We start from the raw sequence: 26,017 nt of genomic DNA on the forward strand, positions 1-26,017 counted from the left end.
GACGATCGCAGGAAAGTTTTTCTCCACAGCTGTCGATCCGGTCGCTCCTCGACCGTCATCATGGTGTCAGGCCGCCCGGCATGACATGAGGAACGACGAAGGAGAACGACATGAAATACGCACTTCTGCTCATGGGACGCACACAGGATCCTGACTGCGGTGAGGACGGCGGAGCGGACCCTGAAGAATTCATGGCATTCGACAAGGAGATCAGCGAGGCGGGGATCGTCGTCGGCGGCTTCGCCCTCGAAGGACCCGACCTCGGGGTCCGGGTGAGCGGATCCGGAGGCGAATCGCTTGTCACCTCGGGCCCGTTCGCCGAATCGAACGAGTTCGTCGGCGGCAGCTACGTCATCGACGTCGCCGATATCGACGAGGCGATCGCCTGGGCGAAGAAGAGCCCCGCGGCCAAGGCCGGACACATCGAGATCCGTCCGGTGGCCGACTACTGATGGACCCCGACCCCGATGCGGCCGCCCGCGTCCTCAGCGCCATCGGCGAGGAGGACTACGGGCGGCTGCTCGCGGCGCTGGTCACCCGGTTCCGTGACTTCGACCTCGCCGAGGAGGCCCTCCACGATGCCGTGCTGCGCGCGGTCGAGACGTGGTCGGGCAGGGGAGTGCCCGAACGCCCTCAGGCGTGGCTGATGGCCACGGCGAAGAACCGCGCCATCGATCTCATCCGCTCCGATGAGGCGCGCACCCGGCATCTCGCCCGCCTGCGCATCGAGGACGAGCTGCGACCAGGTGACCACGACGATCACGCGGAGCGCCTCGGCGAGGAGATGGATGCCGCGGATCTGCCCGACGAGCGCCTCGGCTTGTTCTTCACCTGCTCCCACCCGACCCTGCGCGAGGACGAACGCATCGTGCTCATCCTGCGCTTCCTCTCGGGGCTGACCACCGCCGAGGTGGCCGCCGGGTTCCTCATCGAGACCGCGACGATGCAACAGCGGATCGTCCGTGCCAAACAGCGGATCCTCAAGACCGGGATTCCCTTCGGCCGCCCAGCGCCCGATGAACTCGGCAACCGGCTGCCCGGAGTGGTGCGCGTCCTCTATCTCATCTTCACTCAGGGCATCAACGCCACTGCAGGACCCGAACATACTCGAGTCGATCTGCAGCACGAAGCCATCCGGCTGACCCGACTGCTCGTCGGATACCTGCCCGAGCAGACCGAAGCCCGTGGCCTGCTGGCTCTGCTTCTGCTCACACGGGCACGTGAGACCGCCCGTGTGACGCCGGATGGCCGGCCGGTGCCGCTGGCCGAGCAGGACCGCAGCCTGTGGGACTCACGCCTCATCGCCGAAGGGACCGGACTCGTCGACGTGGCCGCCGGCGAACCGGGAGCCGGGGCATTCACCATCCAGGCGGCGATCGCCGCCCTTCACGCCGACGCCGCGCGATTCGCCGACACGGATTGGAAGCAGATCCTCGTGCTCTATCGGATGCTGTCCGGCCTCGATCCGTCGCCGGTCGTCGCTCTCAACACCGCGATCGCCCTCGGGCAGGTCTCGGGTCCAGAAGCGGCCATGAGCGCACTCGATGAACTGGCCCACGATCCGCAGCTGCTGCGTTACCGGCCCTTCCACATCGCACGGGCGATCACCCTCGACGAACTCGGTCGTACGGCGGAGGCCGAGGACGCCTATGCCGCGGGTCTGGAATGTCCCGGCAACGATGCCGAATCCGAATACATCACTGCCCGGATCACCGATCTTCGACGGTGATCCGGGCAGGGACTTCTGTGTTCGTGACTCCTGACCTCAGGCCGGAGCGAACGGAGGCAGGAGCGGGAGCGGCTCAGGCGGCGAAGCGGATGATCGCCTCACCGGACTTCACCGAGGCGCCTGCGCCGACGAGCACCTCGGAGACGGTGCCGGAGTGGCCGGCCTTGAGCGGCTGTTCCATCTTCATGGCCTCGATGACGGCGAGGGTGTCACCGGCTTCGACGGTGTCACCGGGGTTGACGGAGACGGAGACGATGGTGCCCTGCATGGGAGCGTTGAGCGCATTCGAGTCGTCGGCGATCTTCGCACCCTTGCGGCTGCTCAGCCCGCGCTTGCGCCGCGGCACGCTGGGGCTGGGAACATGACCGAGGTCCGAGATGACGTCCTTGGGGACCGAAACGGTCATGCGGCGGCCATCGACCTCGACCACAACGCTGAAGCTGTCGGTTGCAGTACTCATCTGTTCTCCTAGCTGTGGATCGACAAGCGGATTGACGAAAGCGGTTTCGAGCCAGTTGGTCCAGACCTTGAAATCGGTCGCGAAGGCCTGTTCGTTCACGAGCACCCGATGCAGCGGCAGCAGCGTCGAGACGCCCTCGATGCGGTATTCGGACAGGGCCCGGCGTGCTCGTGCCAGGGCCTCGTCACGGGTGGCGCCGGTGACGACGAGCTTGGCCAGCATCGGGTCGAAGTCCGTGCCGACGACGCTGCCTTCGCCGATGCCGGAATCCAGACGCACTCCGGGACCCGAAGGTGCACGGTGGTTCTTCACTGCGCCGGTGGCGGGGAAGAACGTCGTGGGGTCTTCGGCGTTGATGCGGAATTGGAAGGAGTGTCCGCGCACGGCGGGGAATTCGTCGGGCAGCGCCTTGCCCGAAGCGATGCGCACCTGCCAACCGACGAGGTCGACCCCGGTGACCTCCTCGGTGACGGTGTGCTCGACCTGGATGCGCGCGTTGGCTTCCATGAAGATGATCGTGCCGTCCTCGCCGAGGAGGAACTCACACGTCGCGGCGCCGACGTAGCCGACGTGGGCGAGCAGGCGAGACGAGGCTTCGGAGACGATGCGCTCCTGTTCGGCGGTGAGGAACGGAGCGGGTGCTTCCTCGATGATCTTCTGGTTGCGGCGCTGCAGAGTGCAGTCACGCGTGGACACGATCCGCACGTTGCCGTGGGCATCGGCCAGGCACTGGGTCTCGAGGTGACGGGGGCGCACGATCTGCTTCTCGATGAGGCACTCACCGCGCCCGAAGGCACTCTGTGCCTCGCGGGTCGCTGCAGTATAGGCGGCTTCGAGGTCTTCGGCAGCGGCGCAGGCGCGGAAGCCACGCCCGCCTCCGCCGTGGACGGCCTTGACGACGACGGGGAACCCGATCCGGTCGGCCACCTCGGCGGCTTCTGTCAGATTGGCCACGGCACCGTCGGAACCGGGCGCAACCGGAGCGTCGACGGCTTCGGCGACGGCACGGGCTCCGGACTTGTCACCGAGGAGCTCGATCGCCGCCGGGGGAGGACCGACCCAGATCAGCCCGGCATCGATGACGGCCTGCGCGAACTGCGCGTTCTCGGCCATGTAGCCGTAGCCGGGGTGGACGGCATCGGCGCCGGAGCGCTTTGCCAAGGCGAGGATCTTCTCGATGTCGAGATACGTCTCCCCGGCTCCGGAACCGTCCAGCAGCCACGCGTCGTCGGCGAGTTCGACGAAGTCGGCATCGGAATCGGCGCGAGTGTACACGGCGACGGCCTTGATACCGAGGTCGTGGGCGGCCCGGATGATGCGCAGAGCGATCTCACCGCGGTTGGCGATGAGGACTCGGCGGACGGCCCCGGTCGGAACAGTGGTGCTCAGTACCGAGGCCGTGGAGTCGGAGAGGACTGTGGTCATGGTGCTCCTTTGTACGATCACAGAACAATTTAGAGAACAGCACCAAGGGTTTGTAGGACAGCGATAAAAAACTGGGACGAGAACTTCAATGTCCTCGGGCGTGTTACCGGACCAGGGTCGAGTCTACCGCTTGAGAGTCCACAGATCGGGCCAGAACAGCCCCATGTCGGTGACCAATTCGCGCACGACGGGCAGGCTGAGGCCGAGCACGGTGAGGTGGTCGCCGTCGAGCCGGTCGACGAAGGCCCCACCATAGCCGTCGATCGTCAGCGCCCCGGCCACGTGGAAGGGCTCTTCGGTGGCGATGTACGCCTCGAGCTCCTCCGTGCTGGGTGAGCCGATGAGCACCGAGGTGGCCGACCCCTGCGAGCGCAGAGCGCCGAGTTCGAAGGGCGCCGAGCCGGTTCGATCAGCACTGTCGGGGCCGTCACTGCGGACATCGTCTCCCGCTCGCCCGACTGCGCCGTTCGACTGCTGCGCCCGCGTGAGCACTGCGACCGTATGGCCCGAATGCAGCTGTGTCCACTGACCGGCGATCGCCGACCACACGTTGCGAGTGCGATCGGCCGTTCCCGGTTTGCCGATGGCCTGTCCGTCGAATTCGAGCAGGGAATCCCCGGCGATGACGACCACGGTGTCCGCGCCGTCAAGTGTCGGGGGAGCGGACGCGATGATCCGGTCGATGACCGCACGCGCCTTCGCCTCAGACAACGCTGTGGTGAGTTCGCCGACGGAGCCGGTGAAATCGTCCTCGATGGCACGTTCGTCGACCTCGGAGACGATGATGACCGGTTCGATCCCGCCGTCCCGGAGGATCTGGCGACGTGAAGGAGACTGGGAGGCGAGGACGACGGGGATCACGAGGCTGCTTCCGAACGATTCGGGACCGGTTCGGGGCTGGCGTCTTCTTTCACTGCTGGATCTTCGGCATCTGGCTGCGCCTCGGCACCGGTCTGCGCGGCGACATCCGAATCGTTCTGAGCAGCAGACTGCGCCTCGGCGCCGGGGACCAGTTCGTGTCGGCGGGCGGTTTCGCCCTTCTCGGGGATGTCGAGGCTGCGGTCGACGACGACCGGTGCATCGATGCGTTCGGCGATTGCGGCCAGCAGCGTCGAGGACAGCTGCGCATAGCCGAGTTCGCTGGGGAATCGGCCCGAGTCGTTGAGCAGAGACCGGCGTGTCGTTCCGCTCAGCGATCCCGTCGACCGCAGCGGAACCGCACGCGCGGCCAGGGCGGCCAGCCATTGAGAGCCGGCGAGGACCCGCGAGGTTCGGCGCAGCGACGTCTTGAGCGGATCGCGCAGCCCCGGCAGACCGCCGAGATTGGGGCAGACGAGAACGAACACGGTGTAGCGGCCCTCGCGTTGGAGCCGGTTGATGGCCTGGTTGAGCACGGGTACGCCGATGGTCGCCTGGATCGGGTGGATGATGTCGCCGGTGCCGATCGAGATGATCGCGAACCGGCGGTCGTCGGTCCAGCGGTCCGAGAGCTGGCGGGAGAGCCACGGCGAGCGCAGGACTTCGTCGACCTGTCGGTGCAGATCATCCGACAGTGCCGAGGGGCGTGCGGTTGTCTGGACCCGGACGGTGGTGCCGAGCATCCGCGCCAGGCCCCTCCCGATGAGGGTCGGGGGCGCCTGCTCCGGGTCGACGTCGACCCCGCACAGCCAGGAGTCGCCGATGATGGCAAGAGCGGCGGAGTCGTCATCGTCGTTGTCACGTGGGGCGGCGATCGCCTCGGTGAAGGTGGAGAAGCGACGGTTCTTGTCGTCGTCGAAGGAACGGCGCAGCGATCCGGCCTGGTGGCGGAGCAGTCCCGCCGCCGAGGCGCCGGCGCCGACGACGGTCGCCCCCATGGTCGCCAGCGTGTAGATCAAGCGTCTTCCCACTGATTTCCCTCCTCCGGCGTCATCATTGCACCTTTGTCACTGCATCAACAACTATTGTTGAGTCATGAGCGAAAACGATCAGCAGCATCCTCCGAACCGATTCCGAGGGGCATGGGAGGCGTTCCGGCGCGGACGCGGCTCGTCTCACTCCTCGTCCGAACCCGAAGCAACCCCATCGCAGGCAGTCAGTCCCGAGGAGATCGCACTCAGCCGAATCGAAGCCGAGGCCAAACCGTATGTGGCTCCCGGTCTTAAGCTAGCTGCCGCGTGGTCGTGGCGGTCGATCGTCGTGCTCGTGGCGATCGGTGTGGCGCTGTGGCTCCTGTCGAAGATCTCCAGCGTCGTGCTGCCCGTGCTCATTGCTCTGCTGTTGGCAGCGCTGCTCGCGCCCCTGACCGGATGGCTGAAGAAGAAGGGCGTGCCTCGAGGAGGGGCCGCCGCGATCTCCTTCATCGGGTTCATCGTCGTCGTGCTCGGACTCTTCGGCCTCGTCGGTCAGCAGATCTATTCCGGCATGCCCGACCTCGTCAAACAGGTCATCGCCGGTGTGTCCGGGATCAGCGGATGGCTGGCTTCAAGTCCCTTCGGCATCGATGCTTCGACGATCTCGAGCTATATGAACGATGCGATCGATACCGCGACGAACTTCTTCCAGAACAACAGCAGCCAGCTTCTCGGCGGCGCCCTGGAGGCCACCTCCTCGGTGGGCACCTTCCTCACCGGTATGGCCGTCTGTCTGTTCGCGACGTTCTTCTTCCTCTACGACGGGCAGAACATCTTCAGGTGGGTGATGAACCTGCTGCCGGTCCCGGCCCGTCCCGTCGCCACGGGTGCCGCTCTGAAGGGGTGGACGACCCTCGTGCAGTACGTGAGGGTCCAGATCCTCGTCGCCGCCGTCGATGCGATCGGCATCGGCATCGGCGCTGCGTTCCTCGGCATCCCGCTGGTCATCCCCATGACCGTGCTCGTCTTCCTCACCTCGTTCGTCCCCGTCGTCGGAGCCATCGCCTCCGGTGCGGTCGCCGTGCTCGTGGCATTGGTATCGAACGGTCTGGTCAGTGCCGTCATCATGCTCGCGGTTGTCATTGCCGTCCAGCAGATCGAAAGCCAGGTGCTGCAGCCGTTCCTCATGGGCAAGGCAGTGTCGGTCCATCCGCTGGCTGTGATCCTCGCAGTCACCGGAGGCGGCTTCCTCTTCGGCATCGTCGGCGCTCTCTTCGCCGTTCCCTTGGTTGCCGTGCTCAACAGCGTCGTCAGCTATATCGTGCGTACGAACGCCGGTGATTCGGACGAAGACGAAGCGGAGGACGACGCCGAGCGTGACCCGGACGAACGCGAGGCCACGGCAGTCCTCGAGACGGCGAAGGAACGGCTCACCGATGCCGTCCACGAGTCCGCGGAAGACGAACATGCATCAGGTTCCGGACAGACCGATTCGACGGAAACCGGATCAACCGGTCCGACCACGTCGGGTGAGACCGGTTCGGCCGAACCCGGACGGCCGAAGAAGGGCCCCGATGCCTGAGGCTCGGACCAGACGACCCGGAAGGACGCGCCTGAACCGGAATGAATAGAGAAGTGGGCGGGTGCGATCGCACCCGCCCACTTCTCTTTTCGGTCTCGATCAGCCGGTGAAGGCTTCGACGGAATCGACCTTGACCTCGATGGTCTTGCCGTTCGGAGCCTCGTATGAGGTCTTGTCACCGGCCTTGACGCCGAGGACAGCCGCTCCGAGCGGCGACTTCTCCGAGAAGACGTCGATATCGGAGTCTCCGGCGATCTCGCGGTTGCCCAGCAGGAATCGCATGGAGTTGCCGGCAACGCTGGCGGTCACGACGGTTCCGGGTGCCACGGTCTTGCCGTCGCTGTCGCTGGAGCCGACCTTCGCGTTCCGCAGCAGCACTTCGAGCTGGCGGATGCGTGCTTCCTGTTTGCCCTGCTCATCACGCGCAGCGTGATAACCGCTGTTCTCCTTCAAGTCACCCTCGTCGCGGGCGGCTTCGATCTTCTCAGCAATCTCTGCACGACCCGGTCCGGAGAGATGCTCGAGTTCCTTCGACAGGCGGTCAAAGGCTTCCTGGGTCAACCATGTCTCTTCCTGGGTGACTTCCTCGGTCATGACTTCTCCTTCTTCGGTCGGTGCACTGACGGGCGTGTCAGGCAACGAAAAAGCCGGGCGTATGGGCACGCCCGGAAGTTGAATGAAACTACAGTGTAACGCATCTGCGGAGAAAAACGATGAGTTCGATCACGTCCCCGGCCGTGAGGCGGAGGTTCGCGACCGCAAGATGCGTTCCCGTGCGAGAACTATTCGAAGAGACTCGTGCGACCGGGTTCCTGTGCTTCCACCAGGCGGTCGAAGCGGTCGAGGGTTCGGCCTATTCGAACCAGCAGGAGTCCACGTGGCCGGAGGCGGCCAGCTGAGTTGTGGCCAGGTCCACGTCGATGCGCTTCGGCGAATTCGGATCGGCGTTCGGATCGGCGGGAACGGTCACCTCGGTGAATCCGACGATCGCTTCCTGCTCATTCGTGGCCTGGACGATGCAGTGCACGTCGCGTTTCTGATCAGGAAATATTCCGACGCTGACGCGCGTTGAAGAATCGTCGACAACCGAATAGTCAAGAGTGCGCGGTGTTGTGGGATTCGTCTGCGGGCGGAATGCCCAGACAGCGATGACGGCGACCACCACGGCGAGGACGATGACGGCGATGATCTTCGCCCGACGACTCAGCTCTCGCTTGGGTCTGCTGGTCCGGCCGTAGCGATCATCATGCAGTGGTGGTGCCACTGTTACCTCAGTCATTGAATTCCTCTTTAAGTACTTCGCGCACTAATCTAGAGTAGTCGATCCTCTGCCGGCGATCATGTCAGCCGCAGCGCCGGCAGCAGGTAGCCACCAGGCTGAATCGAAAGGGACATTTAGGATATGACTTCGCTTCCGTACCATGGACTGCGCCTGTTGGCCGTCCATGCCCACCCCGACGACGAATCCTCCAAGGGTGCGGCAACGAGCGCGAAGTACGCTTCACTGGGTGCCCGGGTGCTCATCGCCACCATGACCGGTGGCGAGGCCGGCGATATCCTCAATCCCGCTCTCCTGCAGAGTCCGAAGGCCAGCCGCGACATCGCCGGTCTCCGTCGGGAGGAGATGGCGACCGCTGCCGCAGCCCTCGGCGCCGAACATGTCTGGGTCGGTCACGTCGACTCGGGACTGCCCGACGGCGATTTCGACAACCAGACTCCTCCCGGATGCTTCTATCGGGTTCCCGACGAGGTGGCGATGCTTCCCCTCGTGCACATCATCCGCACCTTCCGTCCTCAGGTGGTGACCACCTACGACGAGCTCGGCGGATATCCTCACCCCGACCACATCAAGAACCACGCTGTGACCATGGCCGCTGTCGAAGCCGCCGCAGATGCGACCTCGCATCCCGAGCTCGGCGAACCGTGGCAGGTGCAGAAGATCTACTTCAACCAGGACCTGTCGGCGAAGAAGTGGATCACGATCCACGAGAAGATGCTCGAGGCGGGACTCAAGTCCCCGTTCGCCGACCACCTCGAGGATTTCAAGAAGCGTGACAACCAGCGCCACAACTGGCTGAGCACCCGCATCTCCTGCTCCGAGTTCTTCTCTGCCCGCGATCGTGCGCTGCTCTCCCACGCCACTCAGATCGATCCCGAAGGCGGTTTCTTCTCCGCATCGCGCAAGGCCGCTCGCACTTACTGGCCGACCGAAGAGTTCGAGCTGGCTCTCGACCTCACCGGGCGTGAGCCACTGGACCGGGAGCTGGACTTCCAGGAGACCGACCTGTTCGCTGCCGTGACCTTCGATGACGGTCGTCGCGTTCCCGCCGAGGGGATGCTCCCGGACTCGCCGGCTGCCGACGACCTCGACGCTGATTCCGCCGTCCCGACCGAAAGCGACACTCGCGCATGATCTTCGCGTCCTCTCCAGCCCCGACTCCGGACGGAGGCACACCGGACCCGGATCTGGTGACGCCCGGAACCGTCGGCTTCCTGGCCACCCTCGCCATCGTCGTCCTGACGATCTTCCTCATCAGGGACGCCCTGCGCCGTGTCCGTCGGGTGCGGGCGCACTCGGGCGCCAGCGATGCCTATCCGATCCCGCTGCGCAGGCATGTGGTGCCCAACCAGTCGAAGCTCTCAGGGCCGGAGGCACCCGAACCGGAGACCGCTGACAGCGACTCCGACGCGTCCGCCGATACCGGACCATCCGATGCAGATCGCCGAGGCGGCTTGGCGGAGGAGCCGATCGATTCCTCCGAATCCACCGACGAACGCAATGAACGAGCCTGAGCTCTGAGGCTTTGAGGTCCTGCGCACACAGACAACGGCGCGATCACCGATCGGTGATCGCGCCGTGTGCGTCCGTGCGGACTCAGTCGATTGGAGTTCAGTAGGCTGCGACGGCGGCGATGATGAGTGCGGCGAGGTGGCAGCCGTAGCCGAGGATCGTGAAGATGTGGAAGATCTCATGGAAGCCGAGCCACTTCGGTGAGGGGTTCGGGCGCTTGATCCCGTAGATCACCGCGCCGGCGATGTAGCACACGCCGCCGATGACGACGAGGAGTCCGACGGGGAAGTTCGTGGCCCAGATCTGGGGAATGTACCCGACTCCGGCGACGCCGAACCCGACGTAGATCGGGACGAAGAGCCACCTCGGTGCGGTGGTGAAGATCGTACGGAAGGCAGCGCCGAGTGCGGCGGCACCCCACAGCACGGACAGCAGGAGGACTGCCTGGTCGGTGCGGAGCATCAGCACTGCCAGCGGTGTGTACGTACCGGCGGTGATGAGGAAGATATTCGCGTGGTCGAGCCGCCGCAGGACGAGGCGGACGCGGGTGCGCCAGCGGCCTCGGTGATAGACGGCGGAGGTGCCGAAGAGCAGCATGCCGGTGACGGCGAAGATCGCGGCGGCGATGCGCGACTCGATGGTCGGGGAGATGATCACCAAAGCCAGGCCGCCGATCATCGCCAGAGGGAACGCCCCGGCGTGGAACCAACCGCGCAGCTTCGGCTTGACCTGACCCGCCAACTTCGTCAGTTCGGCGCGCAGTGCTGAGCGGCGACGGGCGATGCGGTGGTCATCGGCGGGCGGAACGTCATCCGCGCCCGCTGAACCGACCGGCCCGGCGCCGTCGGGAACGACCGGAGAGGAATCGGTGAGCGAAGCATTCATAGCTCCATGGTAGCCAGCGGACCTGAGGCCTCATTCAGCATCATCGGCTAGTAGTCTGTACAGTATTCGAACCGATCGACGACCCATGTGGAAGAGGACAGCTGTGGCGCGACCCGTGAACCTGCTCTATCGGCTGTACGAGCGACGGCTCAAACGTGAGCTCGACAAGTCGGTTCCGGTTCCACGTCACGTCGGAGTCATCACCGACGGCAACCGCAGGTGGGCCAAGGAGTTCGGTGCGACGACCGCTGACGGTCACCGCGCCGGAGCGGCGAAGATCGTCGAGTTCCTCGGCTGGTGCCACGAGATCGATGTGGAGATCGTCACTCTCTACGTTCTGTCCAAAGAGAACCTCGCCCGCTCGGCAGAAGAGGTGTCGATCCTCATCGAGATCATCTCGGACCTGGTGGAGAAGATCGCGGCACTCGACGGCGTCGGCGTTCAGCTCGTCGGTGATCTCGACATCGTTCCCCCGGATCTGCGTGCCCGCCTCGAAGCGGTGTCGACGACCGAGAACTGTGGAATGCGCGTCAACGTCGCCGTCGGCTACGGCGGTCGGCAGGAGATCGTCAATGCTGTGAAGTCCCTGCTGCGCACACGGACTGACGACGGCATGGACCTGGAGTCGATCATCTCCGAACTGTCGCCGGAGCAGATCGGCGAACACCTCTACACCAAGGGCCAGCCCGATCCCGACCTCATCATCCGCTCCTCGGGAGAGCAGCGACTCTCCGGCTTCCTCATGTGGCAGAGCGCCTATTCGGAGTTCTATTTCTGCGAAGCCTATTGGCCGGACTTCCGCCGTACGGACTTCCTCCGAGCCGTGCGCGACTACGGTCTGCGGCAGCGGCGCTTCGGCAAATAGGTCGTGCCCGCCTCCGGCGAGACCTGCCGGCCGTCTGACGGGGGAATCCCGCATTCACTCGAAGTTCATGACCCTGACTTGACCGAGCACGCGTGCCGCTACCGCCTGCGGGGGCGAACCGGGTTAGGTTGGCTGTAGTTGGTCGACACCAACCCGAGATCGGGGGATGTCAGAACCGGATCTCGGCGGAACTCACGCCTCAGAGGTCCTCATGGCTGAAAAAGTCCACACCTACGTTCTCGACACCTCGGTGCTGCTGTCGGATCCCGGAGCGCTTCTGCGCTTCGCCGAACACCACGTCGTCATCCCGCTCATCGTCGTCTCCGAACTCGAGGGCAAACGCAATCATCCCGAACTCGGATTCACCGCACGCAAAGCCCTCCACATCCTCGACGACTTCCGTTCCGACTACGACCGGTTGGATCAGCCCATTCCCGTCGGTGACGCAGGCGGAACGCTGCGGGTCGAGCTCAACCACATCGACGCCTCCACGATGCCGGTCGGCTTCGACCGGACGGAGAACGACACCCGCATCCTGGCCGTGGCCCGCAACCTCTCTGCCGAAGGCTGTGACGTGGTTGTCGTGACCAAGGACGTGCCGATGCGAGTGAAAGCTTCGGCCCTGGGTCTGCACGCGGAGGAGTATCTGGCGGAGCTGGCCGTCGACTCCGGGTTCACCGGGATGAGCGAGCTCGGCCTCGACGACGAGCAGATGAACGAGTTCTACGATTCGGGGTCGGTCGTCACCGAGGATGTCTCCGACGAGGTGGTCAACACCGGGGTCGTCATCACCTCACCGCGCGGATCCGGACTGGGACGTGTGCGCAGCGGCAACCGAGTGTCGATGGTGCGCGGGGATCGTGACATCTTCGGCGTCCACGGACGGTCGGCAGAACAGCGGATCGCCATCGACATGCTGCTCGACGACGCCCTGGGGATCGTGTCGATGGGAGGGCGAGCCGGAACGGGGAAGTCCGCGCTGGCCCTCATGGCAGGTCTGCAGAAGGTGCTCGAGGAGAACAAGCACTCGAAGATCATGGTCTTCCGTCCCCTCTACGCCGTGGGCGGGCAGAACCTCGGCTACCTGCCCGGCAGCGAAGGTGAGAAGATGAACCCCTGGGCGGAGGCCGTGTTCGACACCCTCAGTGCGCTGGTGAGCAAGAACGTCATCGACGAGGTGGTCAACAGGGGGATCCTCGAGGTGCTTCCGCTCACCCACATCCGGGGACGGTCCCTCCACGATGCATTCGTCATCGTCGATGAAGCACAGTCGTTGGAGCGCAATGTTCTGCTGACCGTGCTCTCACGCATCGGAATGAACTCGAAGGTGGTGCTCACCCACGATGTCGCCCAGCGCGACAACCTGCGAGTGGGCAGGCACGACGGAGTCGCCGCCGTGATCGAGAAGCTCAAGGGCCACGAACTGTTCGCGCATGTCACGTTGACGCGGTCGGAGCGGTCGGAGATCGCCGCCCTGGTCACCGATGTGCTCGAGGAATTCGACCCGTTCCGGTCCTGAGCCTCTGCTCCGGTCGCCGACCGCTCACGTTACCGCCGATGTCGCGTGCTGTTCGGTGAGCGGTCGACGCTGGGGTGGGCGGTCGACGGGACTCGAAATGGGCCGCCAACACGAAACGGCGCCCGGACGGTATCCGTCCGGGCGCCGTTTCGTTCTGTCAGATCGGAGGCTTACTTGTAGCTGCCGATCATGGTGGTGACGTCGAGGGCCTTGTCGAGGTCCGCCTCGGTGATGGAGCCGTTCTCGACGAAGCCGAGCGCGATCGTCGCTTCCTTGACGGTCATCTTCTCAGCCACGGCGTGCTTGGCGATCTTCGCGGCCGCCTCGTAGCCGATGACCTTGTTCAGCGGGGTGACGATGGAGGGGCTCGCCTCGGCGAGGAAGCGGGCACGCTCCTCGTTGGCGGTGAGTCCGTCGACCATCTTCTCGGCCATGACGGTCGAGGCGTTCGCGAGCAGGCGGATCGACTCGAGCAGGTTCGAGGCCATGACGGGGATGCCGACGTTGAGCTCGAACGCGCCGTTGGTCGACGACAGCGACACGGAGGTGTCATTGCCGATGACCTGTGCGGCGACCTGAATGGTGGCCTCGCAGATGACTGGGTTGACCTTGCCGGGCATGATCGACGAACCGGGCTGCAGGTCGGGGATGGCGATCTCGCCGAGGCCGGTGTTCGGTCCCGAACCCATCCAGCGCAGGTCGTTGCAGATCTTCATATAGCCGTAGGCGATGGTCCGCAGCTGACCGGAGGCCTCGACGAGTCCGTCGCGGTTGGCCTGGGCCTCGAAGTGGTTGCGAGCCTCGGTGATCGGCAGTCCGGTTTCCTCGGCGAGGATCTCGACCACGCGGGAGGAGAAGCCGTCGGGAGTGTTGATGCCGGTGCCCACAGCGGTTCCGCCCTGCGGGACCTCTGCCACGCGCGGCAGGGAAGCCTCGATGCGCTCGATCCCGTAACGGACCTGAGCTGCGTAGCCGCCGAACTCCTGACCGAGAGTCACTGGAGTGGCATCCATGAGGTGGGTGCGTCCGGACTTGACGATCGAGGAGAACTCCTTCGCCTTCTTCTCCAGCGAAGTCGCCAGGGTGTCCATGGCCGGGATGAGGGTGTTGACCAGGGCCTTGGTCACTGCCAGGTGCACCGAGGTGGGGAAGACGTCGTTCGACGACTGCGAAGCGTTGACGTGGTCGTTCGGGTGGACGTTGATTCCGTCGGCTTCGAGCGCCTTGGTCGCCAACGAGGCAAGGACCTCGTTGGTGTTCATGTTCGACGAGGTTCCCGAGCCGGTCTGGAACACGTCGATCGGGAAGTGGGCGTCGAATTCGCCTGCGATGACCCGGTCGGCGGCGTTCTGGATGGCTGTGGCGCGGGCCTCGTCAAGCACGCCGAGTTCGGCGTTAGCCTTCGCAGCGGCCTTCTTCACCTGAGCCAGTGCGGCGATGTGAGCGGATTCGAGGGTCTTGCCCGAGATCGGGAAGTTCTCGACGGCACGCTGGGTCTGTGCGCTGTAGAGGGCGTCCTTGGGGACTTTGACCTCACCCATGGTGTCGTGTTCGATGCGAAATTCTTCGGTCATTGTTGTCCTTTCCGTTGGGTGCCTGGGAAATGATTGCGGAGCTCAGGCTCGTTGGGAGACTGAACGGCTGACCACCGAGGCGGCCGGTCGCTCAAGAAGCATAGGTGGAGACCGCGGCCTCGTCGCCTCCGTATTGGGCGACGACCGTAGTGTGGCCGTCGTGGAGCTGGTAGGTGAGCCCGACGATGATGAGTCGGCCGTCGTCGACGGCGGTCTTGATGATCGTGGACAGCTGCATGATCTTGTCGACCGTGTCCATGGTGTTCTGACCGACGGTCTCGTTGATCGTGGTGCGCCCGTTCTTTCGGGCCCGGGCCACTGTCGGCAGGATGCGGGCGACGACGTCGGAGATGAATCCCGGGGGAGTCTCACCCGAGTCGTAGGCGTTGTATGCCGCGGTCACGGCCCCGCAGCTGTCGTGGCCGAGCACGACGAGCAGGGGAGTGCCGAGCATCTCGACTCCGTATTCGAGCGAGCCCAAGGTGACAGGATCGACGACCTGTCCGGCATTGCGCACGACGAACATGTCACCGAGGCCGACATCGAAGATCATCTCAGCGGCGACTCGGGAATCCGAGCAGCCGAAGAGAGTGACGAACGGGGTCTGGCTGCCCGACAGTGACTCACGTCGCGCCGTGTCCTGGTTGGGGTGCTGAGGGACATCGTCGACGAAACGCTGGTTTCCCTCGAGGAGTCGCTTCCACGCCTGATTGGGCATTGCTTTCGCACCTGCTTCCGAGTTGTGTGCATCGCGCCCGGGACCGGGTGCGATTGGAGGTCAGACCAATCCGCGGCGTGCGGCTTCTTCGGCGGCCTCCACGTAGGAGTGGGTCTTCGCGGCCTGGTGCTCGGCGAAGACCTGCCGGACGGTCCCCGACTTCGACCTCATCACCAGGGAATGCGTGGTGACGTGGCCACCCTGGAACTTCACTCCGTCGAGCAGGTCGCCGTTCGTGATGCCCGTGGCGACGAAGTAGCTGTTGTCACCGGTGACGAGGTCATCGGTGTTGAGCACCTGATTGATGTCGAGGCCGGCCTTGGCCGCGGCCTCGCGCTCTGTGTCGTCCTGCGGCCACAGACGGCCCTGGATGACTCCGCCGAGTGCTTTGATGGCGCAGGCGGTGATGATGCCTTCGGGGGTACCCCCGATGCCCATGAGCATGTCGACGCCGGTTCCCGGACGGCAGGCGGCGATGGCTCCGGCGACGTCGCCATCGGTGATGAGCTGGATGCGGGCTCCGGCGGCGCGGATCTCATCGATCATCTGCTGGTGGCGGGGGCGGTCGAGGATCATCACCGTCACCGAGGCGGGATCCTTCGTTCCCTTCGCCTTGGCGACGCGGCGGATGTTCTCAGCGATCGGCAGACGCATGTCGACGGCGTCAGCGGCATCGGGGCCGGTGACGAGCTTCTCCATGTAGAACACGGCAGAGGGGTCATACATCGCACCGTCTTCGGTCACAGCCATGACCGAGATCGCATTGGGCATGCCCAGAGCGGTCAGGCGAGTGCCGTCGATCGGGTCGACAGCAACATCGCAGTGCGGTCCTCCGCCGTCGCCGACCTGCTCGCCGTTGAAGAGCATCGGAGCTTCGTCCTTCTCACCTTCGCCGATGACGACGGTGCCGGCCATGCGGACGGTGGAGATGACATTGCGCATCGCGGCCACGGCTGCTCCGTCGGCTGCGTTCTTGTCGCCGCGGCCGACCCAGGGGGCGGCGGCGATGGCTGCGGCCTCGGTGACTCGGACGAGCTCCAGAGCCAAGTTGCGGTCGGGAGCATCCGACTCGACCTGAGCCTTCTGTGACCATGAGTCGGTCACTGCGACAGGCGGAGCCTCCTCATCAACTCGTCCTCGGTCATGGTGAGATTTCACGTCAACAGGCTCTTTGGAGTCACTCATGCCTCCAATTGTGCCACCCCTGTGATCGAGGTCGCGACAGCGGTGTCCGCTTGTGGCCGCAGTCACGTCCTCGGGCCGGAATTGGCCCTTCGCGCGCGAGCCGAGGACAATGGCGGTGTGAATGTCCGAAATGCTGCCGACGAGACGGGTACTCGAACGGTCGTCGACGAGGCGACGCCGAGTCCTAGGGGAGAGTCCATGGCTGATGAGTCCGGAGTGATGCTGCCGGGGTCCCGGGAAGAGATGCGCTTCCTGCGCAAGAACTCGAACTGGGTCAATATGGTCATCGCGATCCTCGCCTGTCTGGCGGTCGCCGTCGGGATCCTGTTCCTCGCCCCGCAGCCCGAAGTCGACTCAGAACGTGTCGTCGACTATCAGGGGATCGCCGAGCAGTCCCAGGGCAACGCCGATTTCGACCTCATCGTTCCGCAGATCCCGCGCGGATGGACGTCGAACGAAGCCAGCCTCGACCGCGTGGGCGACTCAGAATACACCTCGTGGTACATGTCGTTCATCGGCCCCGACGACCAATGGGTGAGCATCGAACAGGCCGAAGCGAGTGCGAACTGGGCGAAGCGGAAGACCGATGAGGCTGTCGCCGCCGAGAAGGTGACCGTCGGCGGCGCCGACTTCCAGGTCTACCGCACCGAGGAAGCTAAGGAATACTGGGTCACGCACAAGGGCGATATGTATGTCGTTCTGACTGCCACCGCTGCGCCGGACACCGTCAACAGCTTCGCCGATCAGGTCGCCGCCGAACTGAAGTGATCCCAGGCTGACCCGAAGTTCTATTCGGTGTCGTCCGAGGTTTCCTCACGGGCCTTGTCGAGGCGTTCCCGTGCTCCGTCGAGCCACGCCTGGCACCGGTCGGCCAGAGCCTCGCCGCGCTCCCACAGCCGCAGTGACTCTTCGAGCGGCAGGTTGCCGGTCTCCAGACGCTTGACGGTCATGACGAGTTCTTCGCGCGCCTGCTCGTAGCTGAGCGTGCTGATATCGGGCTGGTCCTGTTGGGTCGTCGGTTCGGTCATCGGTGTCTCCTTCGCAGAGTGTGTGAAACGTGGACAGAGTGTGGAGTTGTAGTCAATCGTCGGTCGTCGAATCGTCGGTCTCCGGAGTGACCTCGGTGATATCTGCGTCGAAACGACCACGAGCGACCCGGACATGGATGGTGTCGCCGGCGGCGACTTCGGCGGCATTGCGGACGGCCTGGCCTTCGTCGGTCTGCACCACGGCGTAGCCGCGCTCCAACGTCCGCAGGGGAGAGAGGGACCTGGCTTGGGAACGAAGATGCTGGATCTCGTTCTGAGCTTGGATGAGCCGTCCGTTCGTCGCCTGCAGGCTGCGGCGGCGGATCGTTGTCAGCTCGTTCTCATGCGCGGTGATCATCGTCTGCGGTTCGGCGAGCACCGGCCGTGATCGCACGGCGGTGAGCATCTCCTGTTCGCGGTCGAGGATGCGATTGACGGCAGCTTCGAGCTCGGCGCGGGCACGCAGCAGATTCATGCCTTCCTCGGCGACATCCGGAACAATCCTCTTTGCGGCATCTGTTGGTGTTGACGCCCGCATGTCAGCGACCTCATCGAGGATGGGCCGGTCCGCCTCGTGCCCGATCGCCGAGACGACCGGTGTCTGCGCGGCGGAGACGGCACGGACGAGGGCTTCGTTGGAGAACGGCAGGAGGTCTTCCATGCTGCCGCCGCCGCGGGCGATGACGATGACATCGATCTGCGGGTCGGCGTCGAGTTCGGCGAGGTTCTTCATCACTCCCGGCACGGCATCCGGGCCTTGCACTGCACAGTTGCGGACTTCGAATTCGGCGGCAGGCCAGCGAAGGTGCACATTGCGGATGACGTCCTTCTGCGCATCCGAATCCCGTCCGGTGATCAGCCCGATCCGGTTCGGCAGGAACGGCAGGCGCAGCTTCCGGTTGGGATCGAAGAGCCCCTCGGCGCCCAGCTGTTTCTTCAATCGTTCGAGGCGGGCGAGGAGTTCGCCGAGGCCGACGGCGCGGATATCGTTTGCGCGCATCGTCAGCCGACCGGTCTTCGTCCAGAAATCGGCTTTGAGATTGGCGACGACGTGGCTGCCCTCGGTCAGAGGAGCCCCGGTGCGGTCGAGGACGTTCTTCCAGATCTGGACCGGCAAGGACATCTCGACATCGGTGTCGCGCAGGGTCAGGTAGCTGGCCTTGCCGCGATGGTTGAGCTCGACGACCTGCCCTTCGATCCACACGCTCGACATGCGGTCGATATAGGATTTCATCTTCGAAGACAGCAGACTCAGCGGCCACGGATTCTCCGCCGTGGTCTCGGCTGCGGTGGCGGCGAGCTCCTTCGGCTCGGCTGTTTCACCGAGCGTGCCGGGAGTGCCGGAAATTCTTTGCGCCATTTAAGTCCCCTTCCGAATCCCAAGCCTAACGAACGGCACTGACGCAGCCCATTCCTGGCCGCAGTCGATGGCTCCGGCTTAGACTGAACGGGTGAGCGTCGTTTCAGTACCTGCCCCGACTATTCCGCGCCGGCGTCTGGCACCCGGCGAGATCCGCACTCCGGTCAATGCTGACAAGAGGGTGCTGCTGGCCGCACCGCGCGGCTACTGTGCCGGCGTCGATCGTGCTGTCATCGCCGTCGAGCGCGCCCTCGAGCACTTTGGTGCACCGATCTATGTCCGCAAGGAGATCGTGCACAACCGGCATGTCGTCGAGACCTTGTCCGAACGCGGGGCCGTCTTCGTCAAAGACACCGATGAAGTCCCGGAAGGCGCTCGGGTCGTGTTCTCCGCTCACGGAGTCTCACCGGCCGTGCACACCGAGGCTGCCCAGCGTTCGCTGTCGACGATCGATGCGACATGCCCGTTGGTGACGAAGGTCCACAAGGAGGCCATCCGGTTCGCCCGGGACGGCTTCCGCATCCTCCTCGTCGGCCATGCCGGACACGAAGAGGTCGAGGGCACCATGGGCGAGGCGCCGGAACACATCACACTGGTGCAGAGTCCGGAAGAGGCCCGCACCATCGAGGTTCCCGATGCCGAGAAGCTGGTGTGGATCTCACAGACGACCTTGAGCGTGGACGAGACCATGGAAACGGTTGAGATCCTGCGTGAGCGCTTCCCGCACCTGCAGAATCCACCCAGCGATGACATCTGCTACGCGACACAGAACCGGCAGGTCGCGGTGAAGAAGGTCGGGCCCGACGCGGATCTCGTCATCGTCGTCGGGTCGGCGAACTCCTCGAACTCCGTTCGCCTCGTCGAAGTCGCTCTCGAACACGGGGCGAAGGCTGCCTACCGTGTCGACTTCGCCCGCGAGATCGACGAGACATGGTTCCACGACGTGGCCACGGTCGGTGTCACCTCAGGTGCGAGCGTTCCGGAGAACCTCGTCCAGGACGTGCTGCAGCTGCTGGCCGAATACGGATTCGACACCGTCGAAGAGGTCGTCACCGCCGAAGAGGACCTCATCTTCTCGCTGCCGAAGGAACTGCGCAAGCTCGGCTGAGCTGAGCAGTTCCGCTACGTGACGCGACGGGGACTTCCACGACTCAACGGGGTCGACAATCGCTGTCGATTCTCAACTTGTCCCCGTCTGCCGACCGCGCAGATGAGTCGGACCACGATCATCGAAGTCTATGGCCCGCGGCCGACTGAGTTCCTCGGCGCTGATGCCGCGAGTGCGAGTATCGAGTTCGGCCACGGCGTCGAGCTCGTCGGCGACGATTCCCGTCGAGGGGAACTTTCGCGCGGTGACGAGGAAGCGCGACTCCAGCGAGGAGACGAACCGGTTGTAGTCCTCGACCGAGCGGTCCAGGCTGGCACCCATCCGTGACACGTGGGTGACAAGGGTGCCGATACGTTCGTAGAGTTCCGTGCCGAGTCGGAGCACCTCGGCCGCCGAGGTGGACATGTCCGCCTGCCGCCAGTTGAGCGCCACGGTCTTCAACAGCACCAGCAGAGTCGCTGGTGAGGCGAGGACGACGTTCTTGCCCAGTGCATGATCGATCATCTTCGGGTAGCTTGCCGCGGCCGCGGAGAGCAGACCGTCGGTGGGCACGAAGCAGACGACGAAGTCGGGGGAGGCATCGAACGCCTTCCAGTACTCCTTCGACGCCAGGGCATCAACATGGCGCAACAGGGCGCGGGCATGGTCCTGACCGCCCGTGCCGGAGTCGGCCGCCTCGACGGAGTCCTCGTTCATCCGTGCCGACAACGGTGTCTTCGCATCAATGACGATCGTGCCGCCACCGGGCAGATGGACGACCATATCGGGGCGGTGGCGCTTGCCGTCCCGGTCGGCGCTGACCTGCGTGTCGAAGTCGACGTGGGGGAGGAGGCCGGCATATTCGACGATGCGTTTGAGCTGGACTTCGCCCCAGTCTCCACGGTGGGTCGTCGAATTCAAAGCGTTGGCCAGTGACCCGGTCGATTCCTGGAGGCGGAGGTTCTGTTGGCTGAGGTGCCCGATCTGGGAGTTCAGTCGGGTGATCTGTTCGATCTGAGTGCGGTCCTGGGAGTGCAGGTTCTCCTGCAGATTCTTCACGCTTGCCGCCAACGGCCCGATGGCGGCGGTGATCTCACCGGCCATCTGCGCATCGGCCTCGAGATCTTCGGTGCGCTCGGACAGGATGCGTGACGTGGTCTCGGCGCGAGTGAGTCTCTCGAGATAGCGGGAACGGGTGAGACTGCGGCCGAGGAGGAATCCGAGCACGGCGGCGAGGACGATCGCCACGATGAAGACGATGATGACTGCGGATGCGGGGAAAGCATTCATGATCCCAGGGTGACAGAGGGCACTGACACTAGAATTCGAGGACCACCTCGGCGACGGCTAGACTTGGATACCGTGGCTTTGACTATTGGAATCGTGGGACTGCCCAATGTCGGCAAGTCGACCATGTTTAACGCACTGACCAAGAACCAAGTTCTCGCGGCGAACTACCCGTTCGCCACGATCGAACCGAACGTGGGCGTGGTCCCGCTGCCGGACGAGCGACTCACACGACTGGCTGAGATCTTCGGCTCCGAACGCATCCTCAATGCCACCGTCGACTTCGTCGATATCGCTGGAATCGTGCGCGGCGCTTCCGAAGGGGAAGGCCTGGGCAACCAGTTCCTCGCCAACATCCGCGAAGCCGATGCGATCTGCCAGGTCATCCGCGGATTCGTCGACGACGACGTCGTCCACGTCGACGGCAAGATCAGCCCCGCAGACGACATCGATACGATCAATACCGAGCTCATCCTCGCCGACCTCCAGACATTGGAGAAGGCTCGGCCCCGGATCGAGAAGGAAGTCAAGGGCAAGCGCGCTCCTGCTGAGCAGCTGACTGCGATCGATGCCGCCACCGAGATCCTCGAAGGCGGGCGGACGCTCTACCAGGCGATGCAGGCCGAGAAGTTCGATGTCAGTGCACTGCGCGAGCTGCAGCTGATGACGGTCAAGCCCTTCCTCTACGTGTTCAACGTCGACGACGAGGTGCTCGCCGATGAGGACAAGAAGAATGAGATGCGGGCACTGGTGGCTCCCGTCGAGGCGATCTTCCTCGACGCGAAGTTCGAGTCCGAACTCGCCGAACTCGACGAGGAGGAAGCCCGGGAGATGCTCGAATCGACCGGCCAGGAAGAGAGCGGACTCGATCAGCTCGCCCGAGTCGGCTTCGACACCCTGGGTCTGCAGACCTATCTGACGGCCGGGCCCAAGGAATCCCGTGCGTGGACGATTCCGAAGGGTGCCACCGCCCCCGAAGCGGCCGGAGTCATCCATACAGACTTCCAGAAGGGCTTCATCAAGGCCGAAATCGTGTCCTTCGATGATCTCGATGCGAACGGTTCGATGGCTGCCGCGAAGTCCGCCGGCAAGGTCCGGATGGAAGGCAAGGACTACATCATGGTCGATGGGGACGTGGTGGAGTTTCGTAGCGGATTAACCTCTGGTGGAAAGAAGTGAGCGTTGTTCCGGTGTACAGCATTGCCAAGGCTTACACGGCTGTCGCGGTGCTTCGCTCCTTCGATGTCGATGGGCAGCTTGGTGAGCTGGTTCCCGCTTTGCCGGAGTCCCTTCGCCCGGTGACTGTGCGTGCCCTGCTGAGCCACACCTCGGGCCTCAACGACTACTTCGGGTGGGCGGATTACCGCGTAGCAGTAGAAGCGCGTGACGATGCGTGGGAGATCGACCGTGTTATCGCAGGCGCAGTCGTTGATCGTGCTGGCCGGTTCCGGTACTCCAATATCGGTTTCTCCCTGCTGCGACTTGCTCTTGAGTACGACGAATCCGCAGACTTCTTCACCGCAATCTCCCGTCGAGTACTCCAGCCGCTCGGTGTTGTGGCCTTCCCCTTCGCGTCCCGTGGCGACTGGCGCGCCTGCACGCACGAGTCAATCGGGGAAGAGCTTCGTGCTTACGATCCCGGATGGGTATTCACAGGTACGTTCGCTGCTGAGCCTGACGAAGCGGCCCGGGGAATCGCGGCGGTCATGCGCGGCGAACTTGGCGACGATATTCCCCACTTGATGATGCAATCGGTCCCGGTCAACGCTCCGGCCCGGCACCCACTGTCACCCCATGCCGGATACGGCCTCGGGATCATGAGCAAAGGCGAGCCGGTGACACTCGTTGGTCACGGCGGTCAGGGACCAGGCTTCAACCTCTTCGCCGCAGCGAGTGCTGATGGACTCCGTTGGAGCGGGCGGGTCGCAGAGGGCCAACGGGAGGATTTGGACCTGATCCAGTCATGTGTCGATGATGTCGAGAGCCGGGACGGGCACGCAGTCGAGTTCCGTTTCTCGAACTGAACCCATGGGCGTATTCCCGCTCGCGAGGGATGTCGAACGCGCTCCATCATGCCGTGCACCAGGCGATCCGGGAGGATCGTAGAAGAGGTCCCTGGTTGGGAACCCGGGAGATCCGGGAGCGGCCGACGGTGGGCTGTCGCGCCTGCCCGCGCATGGGCTACCGGTGACGGCGTACGCCTTCGGTGATGAGCGTGATGAACCTGCGGCAGCGGGTGCGGATTTGAGGGCCACCGCCTGCCGCGATGGCACGTACGCCGGTGAGAAGCAAGCCGATGTCCCCGCTGGTCAGATCGGGGCGAGCCTCGCTGGTGCCGCGCACCCGCTCGGCTAGGCGTTCGAGATCCTGGAGCACGTGCCGGTTAAATTGCTCGAGGAGCGGCGCGGACCGGTCGCTCGTCGTGATGATGCTCGCTAGGCCTGGCGCAGCCAGCTCCAGATCGACGACTGCGTCGAGCGCCTTACCGAGCCCTTGCCACGGGTCCGAGGTTCTGGCGGCGTCCGCGAGGAAGGCCAGGCAGTGTTCGATCTCGTGGCCGAACACGGCGTCGATCAGGTCGGAGCGGGTGGGAAAATGCCGGTACAGCGTGGCCGTTCCGACACCGGCGTGGCGCGCGACTGCGGCGGCCGACACCTCGAGCCCATGGTCGGAGAACGCCGCACGTGCTGCGTTAATGATGCGAACGCGGTTTCGACGCGCATCCGCTCGATTCATCGACTCGGCCACGACCTCACCTCCGATGTGAGAGACCGAACAGGAGTACACTCCCACTTTACCGGAAAACGGATAGGCCTGCCCACTTCCGCGGTACCGTTGCCCGGGAAGGTAGGAACGACTCAGGGAGTGTGAGATCACGATGACGATGGCAGCAGCGGGCTTCCGCCGCTATGGCGGACCCGAGGTCCTGGAGGTCATGCGGGTCGCGATGCCGGCGGCGGGCGCAGGGCAGGTTCTCGTCAAGGTGGAAGCCAGTTCTGTCAACGGCGGCGAGCTCGCTCAGCGGCGGGGCAAATTGCGTGCACTCGCCCGGGTAAGCCTGCCGAGGTATGTTGGCATCGACTTTGCAGGTGAGATTCTGGCGCTGGGGCCCGGCGTCACCGAGTTCTCGATCGGGGACCGGGTGTGGGGAACCGTCGACGAGCGCGGCTCGGTGGGTGCGGCCGCAGAGGCGGTGGCGATCGATTCAGGCCGAGTTTCCCGGATGCCCGAGGGGTGGAGCGCAACAGACGCGGTCAGCGTGCTGGCCGGGGCTGCGACCGCAGTCGTCGGGCTCCGGGACAAGGCCCGGCTGCGGGCCGGCGAACGACTGCTGGTGCGCGGCGCCTCCGGCGGCGTGGGCAGTGTCGCCGTGCAGCTCGGCCGACTGTACGGTGCGCACGTCACCGCGCTGTCCAGCCAGTCGAGTGAACAGTTCGTCCGAGGACTCGGCGCAGATGAGGTGATCGACTATCGCACCTCCCTCGACGCCATCGGGACCTTCGACGTGGTGTTCGATACGCGTGGAACTGATCTGTGGGAACTGCGGAAACACCTCGCGCCCCGCGGACGGATGGTCGCAGTGTCATTCGACGTCGATCGCAAGGCGCGGAGCCTGGCCGGTATCGCCGCGTCGAGCATCTTCGGTGGCCGCCGCATACGCTTCTTCCTCGGGCACCCGACCGCTGCACTCATCGGTGAGGTGGCTCGGTTGGCGGAAGACGGGCACCTGCAGCCGATCGTCGATGAGGTCTATCCTCTCGACCGCATAGGTGACGCTCACGCCAGGCTTGAGGCCGGCGGGGTGCACGGCAAGGTTGTCCTCGTCGTCGAAGAGACGGCGTCGGGGGCAGTGGACTGACCGGTAATTCGTTGCCGGGGACAACGGATTCGGTCCGGCATCGTTGACGCCATCTCGGGTCTGGGTTCCGGAAGGGGTGATGGCGTACTTGACGGCCCCCACATACCGCATGACCGCCCACCGAGACTGGAAGACCTGTAGAACCCAGAGGTTGTTCCGTACCGGAACTCGGTTGAGTTCAGGTTTAACGTCTAGCGTTATTGACGGTTTCCGTTATAGAATGCTCTCGTGATCAGATCGTTCGGCAGCAAGGACGCCGAGCGCATCTGGCATGAGCAGTACGTCAAGCGCGTCGACCGGACGGTGCAGCGGGCGGCCATGCGGAAGCTCGAGCTGATCCATGCGGCGAAGGATGTCGAGGACCTCCGGGTCCCGCCGGGCAACCGCCTGGAGCGTCTGGTCGGCGACCGACGCGGGCAGCACAGCATCCGCGTCAACGCGCAATGGCGTATCTGCTTCGTCTGGAGAGAGGGAGGTGCGGACGATGTCGAACTCGTCGACTACCACTGAGGCCGACCTGATCGAGCCGATCCACCCGGGAGAGATCCTGATGGAGGACTTCATCGAGGGCTTCGGGATCACTCAGAACAAGCTCGCGGTGTCCATCGGCGTGCCGCCGCGCCGGATCAACGAGATCGTGCACGGCAAGCGGGGGATCACCGCTGATACGGCGATCCGTCTGGCGCGCTACTTCGGAACGTCCGAGGAGCTCTGGATGAATCTGCAGTCGAACTACGAGCTTCGGCTTGAGCGCCGTGTCCTTCACGACAAGGTTGCCGCGATCACGCCGTTGGAGGTTGCGTGACTGTCCTCGTGTAAGAGCTCCGCGAT

27 protein-coding genes are annotated in these 26,017 nt (G+C 64.5%); 14 read left to right on the top strand and 13 right to left on the bottom strand.

The features are described from left to right. The first annotated feature begins 110 nt into the window (after window positions 1-110). Together ACOZ9V_RS07360 and ACOZ9V_RS07365 are read left to right on the top strand one after the other, a co-directional pair. The gene (locus ACOZ9V_RS07360; protein ID WP_139466797.1) at window positions 111-452 is read left to right on the top strand and encodes a YciI family protein; all 342 of its coding nucleotides are present in this window, start codon (window positions 111-113) and stop codon (window positions 450-452) included. Further along, window positions 452-1,729 (top strand): RNA polymerase sigma factor, encoded by a 1,278-nt coding sequence (locus ACOZ9V_RS07365; RefSeq protein ID WP_434594839.1) that lies wholly within the window; start codon window positions 452-454, stop codon window positions 1,727-1,729. The genes ACOZ9V_RS07360 and ACOZ9V_RS07365 overlap by 1 nt, the downstream gene beginning before the upstream one ends. Before the next feature lie 73 nt (window positions 1,730-1,802). Here the strand turns inward: ACOZ9V_RS07365 and ACOZ9V_RS07370 are convergent, their stop codons facing one another. From ACOZ9V_RS07370 to ACOZ9V_RS07380, 3 genes are all read right to left on the bottom strand, one after another. After that, window positions 1,803-3,614: an acetyl/propionyl/methylcrotonyl-CoA carboxylase subunit alpha gene (locus tag ACOZ9V_RS07370; RefSeq protein ID WP_434594841.1), complete on the bottom strand. Its 1,812-nt coding sequence runs from the start codon at window positions 3,612-3,614 to the stop codon at window positions 1,803-1,805. 123 nt (window positions 3,615-3,737) lie between these two features. Further along, window positions 3,738-4,475: a Maf family protein gene (locus ACOZ9V_RS07375; RefSeq protein ID WP_434594844.1), complete on the bottom strand. Its 738-nt coding sequence runs from the start codon at window positions 4,473-4,475 to the stop codon at window positions 3,738-3,740. Next, on the bottom strand, window positions 4,472-5,503 hold the full coding sequence (locus tag ACOZ9V_RS07380; protein WP_434594847.1) for an SGNH/GDSL hydrolase family protein: 1,032 nt from the start codon (window positions 5,501-5,503) through the stop codon (window positions 4,472-4,474). The genes ACOZ9V_RS07375 and ACOZ9V_RS07380 overlap by 4 nt, the downstream gene beginning before the upstream one ends. 64 nt (window positions 5,504-5,567) lie before the next feature. Between ACOZ9V_RS07380 and ACOZ9V_RS07385 the strand changes: the two genes are divergently transcribed. Then, the gene (locus tag ACOZ9V_RS07385; RefSeq protein ID WP_434594850.1) at window positions 5,568-7,028 is read left to right on the top strand and encodes an AI-2E family transporter; all 1,461 of its coding nucleotides are present in this window, start codon (window positions 5,568-5,570) and stop codon (window positions 7,026-7,028) included. 99 nt (window positions 7,029-7,127) lie between these two features. Here ACOZ9V_RS07385 and greA read toward each other — a convergent pair whose 3' ends face one another. Both greA and ACOZ9V_RS07395 read right to left on the bottom strand, forming a co-directional pair. Further along, the gene (gene greA / locus ACOZ9V_RS07390) at window positions 7,128-7,622 is read right to left on the bottom strand and encodes a transcription elongation factor GreA (protein ID WP_101546580.1); all 495 of its coding nucleotides are present in this window, start codon (window positions 7,620-7,622) and stop codon (window positions 7,128-7,130) included. A gap of 259 nt (window positions 7,623-7,881) precedes the next feature. Then, window positions 7,882-8,307, bottom strand: coding sequence for a DUF4307 domain-containing protein (locus tag ACOZ9V_RS07395; protein WP_139466807.1), 426 nt, complete (start codon window positions 8,305-8,307; stop codon window positions 7,882-7,884). 123 nt (window positions 8,308-8,430) lie between these two features. Here ACOZ9V_RS07395 and mca point away from each other — a divergent pair, with 123 nt between their 5' ends. Further along, window positions 8,431-9,441, top strand: a complete 1,011-nt coding sequence (gene mca, locus ACOZ9V_RS07400) for a mycothiol conjugate amidase Mca (protein ID WP_434594853.1) — start codon at window positions 8,431-8,433, stop codon at window positions 9,439-9,441. Beyond that, window positions 9,438-9,821 (top strand): hypothetical protein, encoded by a 384-nt coding sequence (locus ACOZ9V_RS07405; RefSeq protein ID WP_434594855.1) that lies wholly within the window; start codon window positions 9,438-9,440, stop codon window positions 9,819-9,821. Before mca ends, ACOZ9V_RS07405 begins: the two co-directional genes overlap by 4 nt. A gap of 97 nt (window positions 9,822-9,918) precedes the next feature. Here the strand turns inward: ACOZ9V_RS07405 and trhA are convergent, their stop codons facing one another. Further along, entirely contained in the window at window positions 9,919-10,704 is a 786-nt protein-coding gene (gene trhA, locus ACOZ9V_RS07410; protein WP_434594858.1) for a PAQR family membrane homeostasis protein TrhA, read from the bottom strand. A 103-nt stretch (window positions 10,705-10,807) separates the two neighbouring features. Here trhA and ACOZ9V_RS07415 point away from each other — a divergent pair, with 103 nt between their 5' ends. Next, entirely contained in the window at window positions 10,808-11,569 is a 762-nt protein-coding gene (locus ACOZ9V_RS07415; RefSeq protein WP_310650266.1) for an isoprenyl transferase, read from the top strand. 211 nt (window positions 11,570-11,780) lie between these two features. Then, on the top strand, window positions 11,781-13,088 hold the full coding sequence (locus tag ACOZ9V_RS07420) for a PhoH family protein (RefSeq protein WP_434594861.1): 1,308 nt from the start codon (window positions 11,781-11,783) through the stop codon (window positions 13,086-13,088). Between the two features lie 170 nt (window positions 13,089-13,258). Here ACOZ9V_RS07420 and ACOZ9V_RS07425 read toward each other — a convergent pair whose 3' ends face one another. From ACOZ9V_RS07425 to glpX, 3 genes are all read right to left on the bottom strand, one after another. Then, a complete protein-coding gene (locus ACOZ9V_RS07425; RefSeq protein WP_434594864.1) occupies window positions 13,259-14,662 on the bottom strand; it encodes a class II fumarate hydratase in 1,404 nt (467 codons plus the stop codon). 91 nt (window positions 14,663-14,753) lie between these two features. Beyond that, a complete protein-coding gene (locus tag ACOZ9V_RS07430) occupies window positions 14,754-15,380 on the bottom strand; it encodes a carbonic anhydrase (RefSeq protein WP_139907497.1) in 627 nt (208 codons plus the stop codon). A 60-nt stretch (window positions 15,381-15,440) separates the two neighbouring features. Then, complete coding sequence (glpX, locus tag ACOZ9V_RS07435) at window positions 15,441-16,565, bottom strand: class II fructose-bisphosphatase (RefSeq protein WP_139466822.1); 1,125 nt, start codon at window positions 16,563-16,565, stop codon at window positions 15,441-15,443. A 198-nt stretch (window positions 16,566-16,763) separates the two neighbouring features. Here glpX and ACOZ9V_RS07440 point away from each other — a divergent pair, with 198 nt between their 5' ends. Continuing rightward, a complete protein-coding gene (locus tag ACOZ9V_RS07440; RefSeq protein WP_253903678.1) occupies window positions 16,764-17,333 on the top strand; it encodes a DUF4245 domain-containing protein in 570 nt (189 codons plus the stop codon). A gap of 20 nt (window positions 17,334-17,353) precedes the next feature. Here ACOZ9V_RS07440 and ACOZ9V_RS07445 read toward each other — a convergent pair whose 3' ends face one another. Together ACOZ9V_RS07445 and xseA are read right to left on the bottom strand one after the other, a co-directional pair. Further along, window positions 17,354-17,593, bottom strand: coding sequence for an exodeoxyribonuclease VII small subunit (locus ACOZ9V_RS07445; RefSeq protein ID WP_025778102.1), 240 nt, complete (start codon window positions 17,591-17,593; stop codon window positions 17,354-17,356). A 52-nt stretch (window positions 17,594-17,645) separates the two neighbouring features. Then, window positions 17,646-18,953: an exodeoxyribonuclease VII large subunit gene (gene xseA / locus ACOZ9V_RS07450; RefSeq protein ID WP_434594869.1), complete on the bottom strand. Its 1,308-nt coding sequence runs from the start codon at window positions 18,951-18,953 to the stop codon at window positions 17,646-17,648. 91 nt (window positions 18,954-19,044) lie between these two features. On the opposite strand from xseA, the gene ACOZ9V_RS07455 reads away from it, so the two are divergent. Next, window positions 19,045-20,061 carry a 4-hydroxy-3-methylbut-2-enyl diphosphate reductase gene (locus ACOZ9V_RS07455; RefSeq protein ID WP_420095771.1) on the top strand — a complete coding sequence of 339 codons (1,017 nt, stop codon included), beginning with the start codon at window positions 19,045-19,047 and terminating at the stop codon, window positions 20,059-20,061. Between the two features lie 72 nt (window positions 20,062-20,133). Here ACOZ9V_RS07455 and ACOZ9V_RS07460 read toward each other — a convergent pair whose 3' ends face one another. Then, on the bottom strand, window positions 20,134-21,330 hold the full coding sequence (locus tag ACOZ9V_RS07460; RefSeq protein WP_434594873.1) for a DNA recombination protein RmuC: 1,197 nt from the start codon (window positions 21,328-21,330) through the stop codon (window positions 20,134-20,136). Window positions 21,331-21,402: 72 nt separating this feature from the next. On the opposite strand from ACOZ9V_RS07460, the gene ychF reads away from it, so the two are divergent. Then, entirely contained in the window at window positions 21,403-22,506 is a 1,104-nt protein-coding gene (gene ychF / locus ACOZ9V_RS07465) for a redox-regulated ATPase YchF (RefSeq protein WP_434594876.1), read from the top strand. After that, window positions 22,503-23,351, top strand: a complete 849-nt coding sequence (locus ACOZ9V_RS07470; RefSeq protein ID WP_180345506.1) for a serine hydrolase domain-containing protein — start codon at window positions 22,503-22,505, stop codon at window positions 23,349-23,351. The genes ychF and ACOZ9V_RS07470 overlap by 4 nt, the downstream gene beginning before the upstream one ends. 157 nt (window positions 23,352-23,508) lie before the next feature. Here ACOZ9V_RS07470 and ACOZ9V_RS07475 read toward each other — a convergent pair whose 3' ends face one another. Continuing rightward, complete coding sequence (locus tag ACOZ9V_RS07475; protein ID WP_218973592.1) at window positions 23,509-24,075, bottom strand: TetR/AcrR family transcriptional regulator; 567 nt, start codon at window positions 24,073-24,075, stop codon at window positions 23,509-23,511. Window positions 24,076-24,205: 130 nt separating this feature from the next. Between ACOZ9V_RS07475 and ACOZ9V_RS07480 the strand changes: the two genes are divergently transcribed. The 3 genes from ACOZ9V_RS07480 (at window position 24,206) to ACOZ9V_RS07490 (ending at window position 25,991) form a co-directional block, all read left to right on the top strand. After that, window positions 24,206-25,186, top strand: a complete 981-nt coding sequence (locus ACOZ9V_RS07480) for an NAD(P)-dependent alcohol dehydrogenase (protein WP_181270392.1) — start codon at window positions 24,206-24,208, stop codon at window positions 25,184-25,186. Window positions 25,187-25,414: 228 nt separating this feature from the next. Continuing rightward, window positions 25,415-25,696: a type II toxin-antitoxin system RelE/ParE family toxin gene (locus tag ACOZ9V_RS07485; RefSeq protein WP_139466832.1), complete on the top strand. Its 282-nt coding sequence runs from the start codon at window positions 25,415-25,417 to the stop codon at window positions 25,694-25,696. Beyond that, the gene (locus ACOZ9V_RS07490; protein WP_139466833.1) at window positions 25,671-25,991 is read left to right on the top strand and encodes a HigA family addiction module antitoxin; all 321 of its coding nucleotides are present in this window, start codon (window positions 25,671-25,673) and stop codon (window positions 25,989-25,991) included. Before ACOZ9V_RS07485 ends, ACOZ9V_RS07490 begins: the two co-directional genes overlap by 26 nt. The last annotated feature ends 26 nt before the right edge of the window (window positions 25,992-26,017 follow it).

The sequence above is a fragment of the Brevibacterium sp. 1718 genome (assembly GCF_051131255.1).
Classification (GTDB): domain Bacteria; phylum Actinomycetota; class Actinomycetes; order Actinomycetales; family Brevibacteriaceae; genus Brevibacterium; species Brevibacterium sediminis.

Bases quoted from the DNA above. Each gene is read 5' to 3' on its own strand.
- ACOZ9V_RS07360 (WP_139466797.1), top strand. From the start codon at position 111: ATGAAATACGCACTTCTGCTCATGGGACGCACACAGGATCCTGACTGC.
- ACOZ9V_RS07365 (WP_434594839.1), top strand. From the start codon at position 452: ATGGACCCCGACCCCGATGCGGCCGCCCGCGTCCTCAGCGCCATCGGC.
- ACOZ9V_RS07370 (WP_434594841.1), bottom strand. From the start codon at position 3,614: ATGACCACAGTCCTCTCCGACTCCACGGCCTCGGTACTGAGCACCACT.
- ACOZ9V_RS07385 (WP_434594850.1), top strand. From the start codon at position 5,568: ATGAGCGAAAACGATCAGCAGCATCCTCCGAACCGATTCCGAGGGGCA.
- greA (WP_101546580.1), bottom strand. From the start codon at position 7,622: ATGACCGAGGAAGTCACCCAGGAAGAGACATGGTTGACCCAGGAAGCC.
- ACOZ9V_RS07395 (WP_139466807.1), bottom strand. From the start codon at position 8,307: ATGACTGAGGTAACAGTGGCACCACCACTGCATGATGATCGCTACGGC.
- mca (WP_434594853.1), top strand. From the start codon at position 8,431: ATGACTTCGCTTCCGTACCATGGACTGCGCCTGTTGGCCGTCCATGCC.
- ACOZ9V_RS07405 (WP_434594855.1), top strand. From the start codon at position 9,438: ATGATCTTCGCGTCCTCTCCAGCCCCGACTCCGGACGGAGGCACACCG.
- trhA (WP_434594858.1), bottom strand. From the start codon at position 10,704: ATGAATGCTTCGCTCACCGATTCCTCTCCGGTCGTTCCCGACGGCGCC.
- ACOZ9V_RS07420 (WP_434594861.1), top strand. From the start codon at position 11,781: ATGGCTGAAAAAGTCCACACCTACGTTCTCGACACCTCGGTGCTGCTG.
- ACOZ9V_RS07425 (WP_434594864.1), bottom strand. From the start codon at position 14,662: ATGACCGAAGAATTTCGCATCGAACACGACACCATGGGTGAGGTCAAA.
- ACOZ9V_RS07430 (WP_139907497.1), bottom strand. From the start codon at position 15,380: ATGCCCAATCAGGCGTGGAAGCGACTCCTCGAGGGAAACCAGCGTTTC.
- glpX (WP_139466822.1), bottom strand. From the start codon at position 16,565: ATGAGTGACTCCAAAGAGCCTGTTGACGTGAAATCTCACCATGACCGA.
- ACOZ9V_RS07440 (WP_253903678.1), top strand. From the start codon at position 16,764: ATGGCTGATGAGTCCGGAGTGATGCTGCCGGGGTCCCGGGAAGAGATG.
- ACOZ9V_RS07445 (WP_025778102.1), bottom strand. From the start codon at position 17,593: ATGACCGAACCGACGACCCAACAGGACCAGCCCGATATCAGCACGCTC.
- xseA (WP_434594869.1), bottom strand. From the start codon at position 18,953: ATGGCGCAAAGAATTTCCGGCACTCCCGGCACGCTCGGTGAAACAGCC.
- ACOZ9V_RS07460 (WP_434594873.1), bottom strand. From the start codon at position 21,330: ATGAATGCTTTCCCCGCATCCGCAGTCATCATCGTCTTCATCGTGGCG.
- ACOZ9V_RS07480 (WP_181270392.1), top strand. From the start codon at position 24,206: ATGACGATGGCAGCAGCGGGCTTCCGCCGCTATGGCGGACCCGAGGTC.
- ACOZ9V_RS07490 (WP_139466833.1), top strand. From the start codon at position 25,671: ATGTCGAACTCGTCGACTACCACTGAGGCCGACCTGATCGAGCCGATC.